Raw genomic sequence first — 9,171 nt, forward strand, 5'->3', positions numbered from 1 at the left:
AAGGAGTTCTCACCAACCGGAGGCTATGAGCAAAGACCCGGTCCCTATGGCGTGTAAAGAGAGAAGCAAAAGCGGAACCGTCACCGTCGATGACGCGAAGCCAAAGCTCACTGTCCGTGGATGCTTTCCCTGTGTCCCCCATACCTATAAGTGTCCGGCAAACACATCGTGGTTCCCTCTGGGAGATACTTCCGCCGGCCGTGTCTCTCCGCCGGTCCGTGCATACGGTTATGAACGCCCCGGGGCCCTGGCCGGCACGGAAAAAGTCCAACACGCTGCCGGACAAAGAGGGTGCTCGCAGGGCTCGCACTGATTCGGGCGTCCGCTGGCGCGGCCGGCTGTTGGGTCCAGTGCCGGCTCCGCAGAGCTCCGCCGTCCCCGAACCTGGTGTGTCTACGACGTTTTTTGGCTGCTGTCCTTCGGATCGTACGTGCCCGCTCCACCCCGTCTAGCCCCTCCTTCGTCGGGGCCTGCAGGGGCGTGAATTTCCTTCCGGCGCTCGTGCCTCGCTTATTTCCTCCAGGAATTTCCCGCCCTTTGCCCTTGCGGGTAGACGGGCCTGCGTCGGGCACAGCTCCGCAATGCTCCGCCAGCAGCCAAAAAACAACGGGGGGAGAGGGGAAGCTGGCCGGTCACCACTGGTCGCCCCACCCACCAAAATCCTCTGCAAAAGGAGCAACACCATGAACACCACACCCACGCTGGAAATGCTCGACCCCAAGACCCTGACCATCGACATCAACGTCCGCAAGGACGCCGCGCTCACCCCCGCCTTCGTGGCCAGCATCAAAGAACACGGCATACTCGAGCCCGTGATCGCACACCGCAAGGACGACGGCACCGTGCACGTCCTGATGGGACAGCGCCGCACCCGCGCCGCCGTCGAAGCCGAACGGCCCGAGATCCCGGTCATGGTCACCGAAAGCCCCGAGGAAGCAGAACGCATCGTCACACAGGTGGTCGAGAACATCCAACGCTCCGCGCTGACCGAGGCCGACGAGGCCGAGGCCTACCACCAGCTCTCCCTGATCGGCGTGTCAGCGGCGCAGATCGCCAAGAAAACCGGGCGGACCAAGATCACCGTCGAGGACGCGCTGAAAGCCAAGTCCACCACAGCCGGGGACGCCGCCCTGGGCAGGGGATGCACCATCGAAGAAGCCCTGATTCTGGCCGAATTTGAAGACGACCCCGACGCGACCGAGGAACTTGAATCAGTCCTCGCCGACGAACCCGACATGCTCCTGCACGTCACCCAGCGCCTGCGGGACAAGCGGGACATCGCCGCCGCCCGCGCCGCGCTGATCGCCGAACTCGAAGGCCAGGGCAAGACCATCGTCGAGGACGCGGGCCACTACGCCGACGAAGACGCCCTGTACGTCTCCGCCGCGAACCGGGCCGACGGTGAACCTGCCACCGAGGACGACGCCAACGCCTACATCATCCAGCGCGACTGGCAAGGCAACCACTCCGCCAAACCAGTCATCAGCGGGTGGAAGGAACTCGGCTTCACCCCGCGCCACGAACGCTACGACGGCGGCCGTCAGGCACAGTCCGGGCCCATGACCGAGGAACAGAAAGCAGAACGCAAGACGCTGATCGCCAATAACAAGGCGATGGAGTCCGCTCGTGTCGTCCGCCGGGAGTTCGTGAAGAACCTTCTGGCGCGGAAGCAGGCGCCCAAGGGCTGGCAGTACTTCACCGTCCACGCCATCACCCACCACCCCGAGACCGCCAGCGGCTACGACGGCAAGGTCGCCACGGAGATGATCGGAGCCAAAACCGACGACAAGAACGGACGCTGGGGCTGGAACCCCCTCCGCGACCACGTCGCCAATACCACCGCCCAGCCCGAGTTCTCCCTGATCGCCCTGATCTGCGCAGGATACGAAAAGACCATCGCCAAAGACTCATGGCGCTCACCGCACCAAAGCCACCGCGACTACCTCAACCAGCTGGTCACATGGGGCTACACCGCCTCCGAGACCGAACAGATCATCATCGACAGCGGCAAAGAATCCACCACCGAAGGCGCCTAAAACAGCCCCTTGCCGGGCGGCGACAAAACCGCCCGGCAAGGCACCAACCCCCACACGCCGTCCAGGAACCTCCCAAAAGTGGGGCGGTCCGCCGCGCCGGACCAAGACACAATAGCCACTCACCAGCGGCGGACCGCCATTAACCGCGACAACGCAACCGGCAGACATAGCACCCGCGGGACCAGAAACAACGAGGTACCAGGCCGCGGCAGCACCACCAACCATTCAGCTAAGCTGAACCACAGATTTCCTTTGCAGAGGGAAAACCAGGAAGAGCCGGCCCTCCCGTGCCGGCTCTTCTGCGGTTAACCGGGCACGGGGCCACGGCGAAGAGAGTGAGGCCGCAACTACTGACCTCGGAGGCCCGGGGTAGGGAGTTCTTCTTGGTCTTCGACGTCTCCAGAGGCATCGAAGTTCTGCCGGAAGAACGAAACTAGCCAGCCGGTCGGCGTCACGGCATTGATCGTCCGCGTTGCGTTTTCGGGGTCTGTCTCTCGAATTAGGAGGTTGGCCTCGGCCAGGAGAGTTACGGAGTTGGTCATCTGCTGCTGTTTCTTGAACTCGAAGTCCTCATGTTCTGCGGATCCCGCTCTACCACCGGCAGCACAGAGAGCATCGAAGAACTGCCAGTCCCGCTTTCTTATGTCCTTGGCATCCAAGAGTGCGTGCTCAGCGAGCTCCATTATCCAGCCGTTGAGCATAGCCGTTCGCTCTTCTTCGTCGGGATAATCGTCCCAATCCTCTTCGTCGCTCCGATCATCGAGCCAGTGCGAAAAATCGTGAGACTTCGTAAGTGCTTCCCGCAGATTCTTGTTCAACGTTTGATAAATGAAGTCGAAGCCTTCCGGGGTAACAGGGGGAACTGCGCCGACCAGGCCAAAGTGGTCAATTCGCCGTTTGATTGCCTCCACAGCAGATGCGTCGTCGATGGGCTTGACAATTAGAGGCGTCTGCATCATCCCGCTGAGCCTCTCGGTTCGGGCCCGAGACACGATCCCCCGGGACCCGCACAACACCCACCGGATCTGTGGAATGTTGAAAACCCGATCTCTTAGTTCATCAAGGGCTGTTCTGGCCTTGCCGGCGCTCTGAAGGATTTCAAGATTATCCAGGATGCAAACGATGCCTCCGGAGCCTTGCGGGAAGCTCGTTTCAAGCAACTTGCGGACAGCTTCCGGGAACCCGGATGCCGCAAATCCTGCTCCGGAGTTTGGTTCGGACCCGTATCCCCCTTCGACCCCCCAGCCGGCGACCTGGCCGCCACCTGACTTACTTGTGTATTGCGGCTTGTTTAGCCATTTGTCCAGAACTGTGACGTCCGGCTTATTTAGCCCAACGGCCGCGAAGAGCGATTGGTTCTTGATGAGCGTCTGGGCCACGACGTAGTAGAACGTCTGCTCGAATTCCGCCGTTGAGGCAGTGGGCTGGAACTCTCCAGCTGCTGGCAGGTAGAGCTCAGTTGCCTTGGCCGCCAAGCAGCGTTGTTGCATCCGGTAGATGGCTACGTTGACAAGGCTGGTCTTTCCGGCTCCGATGGGTCCCTCTACTGAAGGATGGGCACCAGTACTTCCGATTCTTTTTTGGAGGATCTTTATTTCCTTGTCCCGTCCAGCCAAAAGGGTTTCACCCAGCTCGTCTGCTTTGAGGGTGCTCTGGCTGTAAGGGTTTTCGGTAAAGCCAAAGTTATGCCAAATATCAAATGAGCCCATCGCCCCACGATATCGGCAACAGCGGGTTCTCCAGGGTCTGGCGGGACGGCCGCGGTTCCGTGGGCCGCGTGAACGTCAAAAATGACCGTTTGAGACCCTGTCAGTTCGACCGCCACGATCACCCGATAAATGGCCTAGATCGAGCTGTAGGAACTCGTTGCCGGAATCATAGTCAGTCAATATAAGGGGGAAGGCGTTATTGACCACTGAGAGCGGGCGCACTGGAGCGAGGCACGGTCGCTTTCTGGCGGAGCGCATAACCTGTGATCTCAACGATGCCGAGTGGGGTTGTTACATTCCGCCGCGTACCAGCAGGTTCTTGTGGAGTTGTCGCCAGCCTTCGCTCAGTTCCTTGCTGGCGTCGTAGTTATCTGCAATGAGCTTCGCGCTTACGCCTGCGGTGCCCAGCTCCAACGGGTACAAGTTGGGAAAGTTGCCACAACCAGAAGCTCCGGTTTCCGGTTCCGGGGTCTGGATGACCAGACACACGTTGCCCTTCTCGGGCTTGTCCGGCGCTGCGATATAGAACGCGTAGTCGTTCTCCTCCACCAACAGTCGCGTGCTGTCCGGCGCTATGCCCAGCGTTTCGATGTCACCGGCGAAGGTATCAGCCGAACCTGCCGGAGCTTCAAGGGCAGCTATCCCAGACTTCGGATCACTACTGCAGCTGGCCAACGCCAGCAGTACGACGGCACCGGTTGTGAGCTTGGCTAAGGTGCGCATTATTTCCCCGTCTCTGGTGCAACAGCGTTTGTTTCACGCTAGCCGCAGGACTGTGCTGCAGAGTCGGTTTGACGTTACAAAGCAATAACTTCCAAACCGATAGCGATGTAGCTGCCAGCCATGAGCCGGCCCGTCCGGTCGTCTCGTCAAAGGATGTAAGGATGTAAGGATGATGCATGGCGCAGAAGCGAAGGATCGGTAAACCTGGCCGACTAGTTTTGACTGCAGTATGGGTCGCAGTTTGGTGCTGGATCGCGTATCAACTAATGGGTTGGCTTGGAGTCGTCGCAATCGTTGCCGCAAGTATCTCAGGATGGTTCGTGGCAGTCTCCGTCAACCGTTCCGTGCGACGGAACCAACCTCGCGACCCCCACAACTCCCCGGACAACGGTCGCATTTAAGGACCCTTTGCCTGGCACGGATAGACGGACTTCCTCCTGGTGTGCAGTCGCGGAATATCCTGACGCCGGCTTGTCTCATCAACGTGTCTCACTCGGAGCATTCTCAATGACCGAGAAGAAGACCTTTGACGGGACCTGGGAGCGGCATGGTCGGCATCGGCGTTCTTAGCAGTGCAACTTAGCGCTCTCAAAGCCAGAGTTACGCGTCAGCCGGCAGCAGCGGGCGGCTGATCTGAATAGCCCGATTCCGCGATATAGCTAAAACCAAGACATTCATCGAAGCTCCGAGCCAAGCATGCACCACGGAAAGCACCACCTGGTAACGGCATGGCTGATAGTTGAGGTCTCGGTGGGTGCATACGAACAAGGCGGTCCGATCCTTCAGTGGGCGGTTTTGTCCCCAGGACTGTCGCTGCGGAGCTCGACTTTCTGAATGGGCTTATCTGGAGTGGCGTGTTCCAAATCTGCGGAAGGCGGAGGCTCGTCGAGCTTACGAGCCTTGTCCGGCTCAGGGTCTACGCGCAGCCATACTAGAAGCGAGTCGTGCCTATGTAGAACGCTGCCCGGCGCCGGAGACTGACTTTGGACAACCGGGTTGTTGGGCCAAGCTATCGCGCTTATCGGTGGCCCATCGGGATCGGGGTTCGCCAAAGTCACTCCGGCTGACAGGGCTATCTCTCGGGCCGGTAGGAATCGCTCTCCAACGACGTCGGGGACGACGACGAAGCCTGCGGCCCGCTGATCATCCGTTGCCTTGTCCGGCATGATCCCCCCTCTCGATAGGATCTGCTTCTCGCAGCTAATCAGCAACAGGGCGACATACGGGAACTATGGCTAGCTGCTGCGTCAAGTATCCCGCAAGAGTTCGGTTCACCGCAGCATGCTGCCGACGATCAGAACGAAGTAGAAGGCTGCCCAGAACGCCAGCACGGTCATTGCTGCTGCGAGCAGGGAGGCTGCTGTCAGGGCGATGGCACGCTGCCGCGCAATCCACTGCGGGTGGGCTTTGTGAAGGGTCAGGACTGCGAAGAGTCCGAGCAGAGCCACGGAGACGGGCAGCCCGATGAACACGATTCCTTGGCCGGCGTTGGAGAACGGGTCGCGCGGGATGAACATGCTCGAGGTATCGATCAGGTGTGGCGCGGCCAGGTTCACAGCGATCAGGAGCAACGGGTAGGTGAGCATGCTGACCGCCATGATCACGAGCCCGGTGTTTCTGAGGGCACGTAGTCCGGGTGGGGGCTGTAGCAAGCGTTCAATTGAGTCAGCGCTGGGTCCACTCATGCTTCGAATCCTACGGCTCCACCCGCGGCTACCGACATCCGGCTTAGGCCCGATGCCCGCGGGATACGAGGAGGCCAAAAAGAGCGCAGATGCGCTCTCCAACGGCGCGCTTGCGGGTAGGCGTCCACAATGCGGCAGGGTGGCTGTTAGAGGGGCGTGGATCCCGTCGCGGGGACCCAAATCAACGACGCTCCGAGGCTGGTTTCCGGTTCTGGATCCAACCAGCTGGCCAGGACGCCGCTGGTGAGCGCAATGTAACCGGCAAAAATTAGAACTGCCAGTCCAGCGATCATCATCCAGAATTTTCGATGATGTGAGGGTTCACATGACATGCTTCGACTCTAGGGGACCATCGGGTAGTTGTGGGCAGGTTGGAACCCACCCCGTCCTACCGAGGGCATAGGGTTGACTATTGTTCGCCCGCCTCACGGGTGGGCGGTGGGGTGTGGCCGGGGAAGTCCTCCTCGCCGATGCCCCCTGGTTCGTAGAACCCTTCGATGAAGTCTCGCGCCTGAGCCACCAGTTCTTCCCGGGTCAACCGCGTGTCAGGAGCCGACCCAGCAGCCCCCAGGCCCATAGTGAAGCCATACGTCCCACCGTCCGGTCCGTTCAGCCACGCAAAGTCATAGCTCATCGTCCCGTTGGGCTGCCGCCGCTCGCTCACGCGGAAAAACTCGCCATCGACGGAGAACTCCAGATTGTCCATCAACTAACAGTAGCGGCGCATTGCCCGTCCACACTGCGCGCTCGATTCCGGAGGTGCGCTGAGGGATCTCTCAGTGCGACAACAGATTCGATGGGCGTACTCTGAGGCGACCGCTGGGAGGATCCTAAGCTTGCCGGTCGCCATCCCGGCCAGTACCCGCACCAAGACCTGGCGCGTTGTTCCGTGCGACCTTGTACATCCCGTTCGGAGGTTACCCCAGCTGTGGATTCCGCTTTACGGAACCGTCACCAGGCGTAGCCGAACACCTTTAATCCACTCTCCGGTGCACGAATGGGACCACTTAGCCGACGTGGCAGGTGCCCTTGGTCTCTTCGGTTCCAGCGGCTTGAAAGTGCGAACACCGCCACTGCCTAGCTCCATCATGGTGTGGCCCTCTGGGGCTGTCAGCGCCATTTCCCACACGTGGATTGTGAAGAGGCCCAACGGTGTGACTCCCGAGCCGGCGGCACTCTGCCGGTACTGCCGGGAAGCGATCCGTGCGGCGATCTTGTCCAGCGGTTGGACGAACTCGAAGGAGCGGTCGTACGGAGGACCCAGGCGGTAGCGGAGAAGCGCCTCTGACCCTGCGCCCACGACTTCGAAATGCCCGTCGCCGTCTTCAAGACCGTCGAGCTCGGCTCTGATGTTCACGACGGCGCGTCTTCCAGCCACAGCACGCTACCGTCGAAGTGCGACCAGCCAATCCCTAACACCTTTGCTGAGGTAGCCGATGGTAGTAGGCATGATGGTTTCGGGTTTGCCCGCGGCCGGTATCAATAGCCGGGCTGCCGCTCAGACGTCCCCAGGCCCTTCGCGCCCGACCTTGGGCACGGTTTACCCAGAGGTCGACAGCTCTTCCTGGGGAGGCAGGGAAACAGATGACGCAATTCGCGCGTTCGTATTAGCAGGAACACGTCTTTCACTCGCCTCAACTGGTTCAGGAGCCCTGAACGCAGCCGCTCGGGCGCTCGGGCAGGCGAAATTACCCATGACTCCGGACGGGTTTCCGGATTTCGACGCCATCGTCGCAGCCGGTGGAACTGTGAATGGCGTCATTCCTCCAGACGGTTCACCGATGGTTCAGAACGTGAATCAGTACGGCAACGCCACGCAGTACGCCGCCATCATAGATTTCGGTGATGGCAGTCCGCCGTTCCTACTTAAGGGTGGGGATGTAAGTGCAGCCGCTGGCACCTCAGCCAAGAACCGCCAGGACCTGCTATCAATCCTGCATAGCTTGCTGTCAGAGTTGCCCGCCAACCTTGAACAGGCCCGGGTCTGGAGCATCGCCAATCACTGGCCCTCCTACGATAGACCAACCCTGCCTGGCCCAGCAGTGAAGTTAGACGCGACGGCATAGCGGTCGCTAAGGGCTGGCAACCAACTGCTCCCAGCCCTTAGCGAGCCTCAGTTCAGGACATGTCCACGACGTATGCCTGTCCACTCTGCACACCTGCAGCTTGGCGTAGGTACTGGTAGACCGTCTCGCGGCTGATCCCGTAATCCCGAGCCAGCGTCGATTTCGGGATACCAGAGGCTGCGCGCAGAACGAGTTCGCTCGCCTGCTCAGGAGAGAGCGTCTTTTTCCGACCGCGATAGGCGCCACGCTGGCGAGCAAGAGCGATGCCCTCGCGCTGACGCTCCTTAATCAGGGAGCGTTCGAACTCTGCGAAGGCGCCCATGACCGAAAGCATGAGGTTGGCCATGGGGGAGTCCTCGCCGGTGAAGACCAGTCCTTCTTTGACAAACTCCACCCGGACGCCCTTTGCGGTCAATTTCTGGACCAGGGAGCGCAGGTCGTCCAGATTCCTGGCCAGCCGGTCCATGCTGTGTACCACCACGACGTCGCCGTCGCGCGCGAAACGAACCAGTTCGATTAGCTGGGGTCGAGCGGTGTCCCGGCCGGAGGCCTTGTCCATGAACACGCGGTCGAGTGCCTGGCCTTCAAGCTGCCGCTGCTCACTCTGATCCAAGGTACTGACCCGCACATACCCGATCCGCTGACCTGTCATCCGCCCTCTAATCTCCAAAGTGTCAGGTTGAAATTTAAGACTTTCATCGAGTCGTGTCAACAAATAACAAACTCCACCCTATATGGACACCTTTTTGAATACCTGCCTGACGTCAGGTTGAGGTGTACTCCATTCGGACATGAGCCTGAACAGCCACCTGCTGACCACATGAACACAGCCACACAGGCTGAGCTTGAAGCGGCGAGGGAAGCGTTGGCCAAAGTGCGTGAGCAACTGGCCACAGCGGAGCAGCGCGCCGCCGTTGCTGAGGCTGTGGCGGCTGAGCGTGAGCGCATGATT

General features: G+C 60.3%; 9 protein-coding genes. 2 read left to right on the forward strand and 7 right to left on the reverse strand.

Features of this window, described 5'->3' with window-relative positions:
* The first annotated feature begins 683 nt into the window (after window positions 1–683).
* Window positions 684–2,036 (forward strand): ParB/RepB/Spo0J family partition protein, encoded by a 1,353-nt coding sequence (locus tag AC5RWT_RS31115; RefSeq protein ID WP_494083582.1) that lies wholly within the window; start codon window positions 684–686, stop codon window positions 2,034–2,036.
* A gap of 347 nt (window positions 2,037–2,383) precedes the next feature.
* On the opposite strand, the gene AC5RWT_RS31120 is transcribed toward AC5RWT_RS31115, so the two are convergent.
* From AC5RWT_RS31120 to AC5RWT_RS31145, 6 genes are all read right to left on the reverse strand, one after another.
* Complete coding sequence (locus AC5RWT_RS31120; RefSeq protein WP_494083583.1) at window positions 2,384–3,745, reverse strand: P-loop NTPase family protein; 1,362 nt, start codon at window positions 3,743–3,745, stop codon at window positions 2,384–2,386.
* A 291-nt stretch (window positions 3,746–4,036) separates the two neighbouring features.
* Entirely contained in the window at window positions 4,037–4,468 is a 432-nt protein-coding gene (locus AC5RWT_RS31125) for a hypothetical protein (RefSeq protein WP_494083584.1), read from the reverse strand.
* 1,271 nt (window positions 4,469–5,739) lie between these two features.
* A complete protein-coding gene (locus tag AC5RWT_RS31130; protein WP_494083585.1) occupies window positions 5,740–6,153 on the reverse strand; it encodes a hypothetical protein in 414 nt (137 codons plus the stop codon).
* Window positions 6,154–6,299: 146 nt separating this feature from the next.
* A complete protein-coding gene (locus AC5RWT_RS31135) occupies window positions 6,300–6,485 on the reverse strand; it encodes a hypothetical protein (RefSeq protein WP_494083586.1) in 186 nt (61 codons plus the stop codon).
* Window positions 6,486–6,562: 77 nt separating this feature from the next.
* On the reverse strand, window positions 6,563–6,859 hold the full coding sequence (locus AC5RWT_RS31140) for a hypothetical protein (RefSeq protein ID WP_494083587.1): 297 nt from the start codon (window positions 6,857–6,859) through the stop codon (window positions 6,563–6,565).
* A 234-nt stretch (window positions 6,860–7,093) separates the two neighbouring features.
* On the reverse strand, window positions 7,094–7,510 hold the full coding sequence (locus AC5RWT_RS31145; RefSeq protein ID WP_494083588.1) for a hypothetical protein: 417 nt from the start codon (window positions 7,508–7,510) through the stop codon (window positions 7,094–7,096).
* Window positions 7,511–7,847: 337 nt separating this feature from the next.
* On the opposite strand from AC5RWT_RS31145, the gene AC5RWT_RS31150 reads away from it, so the two are divergent.
* Window positions 7,848–8,219 carry a hypothetical protein gene (locus AC5RWT_RS31150; RefSeq protein ID WP_494083589.1) on the forward strand — a complete coding sequence of 124 codons (372 nt, stop codon included), beginning with the start codon at window positions 7,848–7,850 and terminating at the stop codon, window positions 8,217–8,219.
* 52 nt (window positions 8,220–8,271) lie between these two features.
* Here AC5RWT_RS31150 and AC5RWT_RS31155 read toward each other — a convergent pair whose 3' ends face one another.
* Window positions 8,272–8,871 carry a recombinase family protein gene (locus AC5RWT_RS31155; protein ID WP_494083590.1) on the reverse strand — a complete coding sequence of 200 codons (600 nt, stop codon included), beginning with the start codon at window positions 8,869–8,871 and terminating at the stop codon, window positions 8,272–8,274.
* Window positions 8,872–9,171: the final 300 nt, after the last annotated feature.

It is taken from the genome of Arthrobacter sp. Dra40 (genome assembly GCF_059091905.1).

Coding starts and splice junctions, on each gene's coding strand:
- AC5RWT_RS31115 (WP_494083582.1), top strand. CDS start 684: ATGAACACCACACCCACGCTGGAAATGCTCGACCCCAAGACCCTGACC.
- AC5RWT_RS31120 (WP_494083583.1), bottom strand. CDS start 3,745: ATGGGCTCATTTGATATTTGGCATAACTTTGGCTTTACCGAAAACCCT.
- AC5RWT_RS31125 (WP_494083584.1), bottom strand. CDS start 4,468: ATGCGCACCTTAGCCAAGCTCACAACCGGTGCCGTCGTACTGCTGGCG.
- AC5RWT_RS31130 (WP_494083585.1), bottom strand. CDS start 6,153: ATGAGTGGACCCAGCGCTGACTCAATTGAACGCTTGCTACAGCCCCCA.
- AC5RWT_RS31135 (WP_494083586.1), bottom strand. CDS start 6,485: ATGTCATGTGAACCCTCACATCATCGAAAATTCTGGATGATGATCGCT.
- AC5RWT_RS31140 (WP_494083587.1), bottom strand. CDS start 6,859: ATGGACAATCTGGAGTTCTCCGTCGATGGCGAGTTTTTCCGCGTGAGC.
- AC5RWT_RS31150 (WP_494083589.1), top strand. CDS start 7,848: ATGACTCCGGACGGGTTTCCGGATTTCGACGCCATCGTCGCAGCCGGT.
- AC5RWT_RS31155 (WP_494083590.1), bottom strand. CDS start 8,871: ATGACAGGTCAGCGGATCGGGTATGTGCGGGTCAGTACCTTGGATCAG.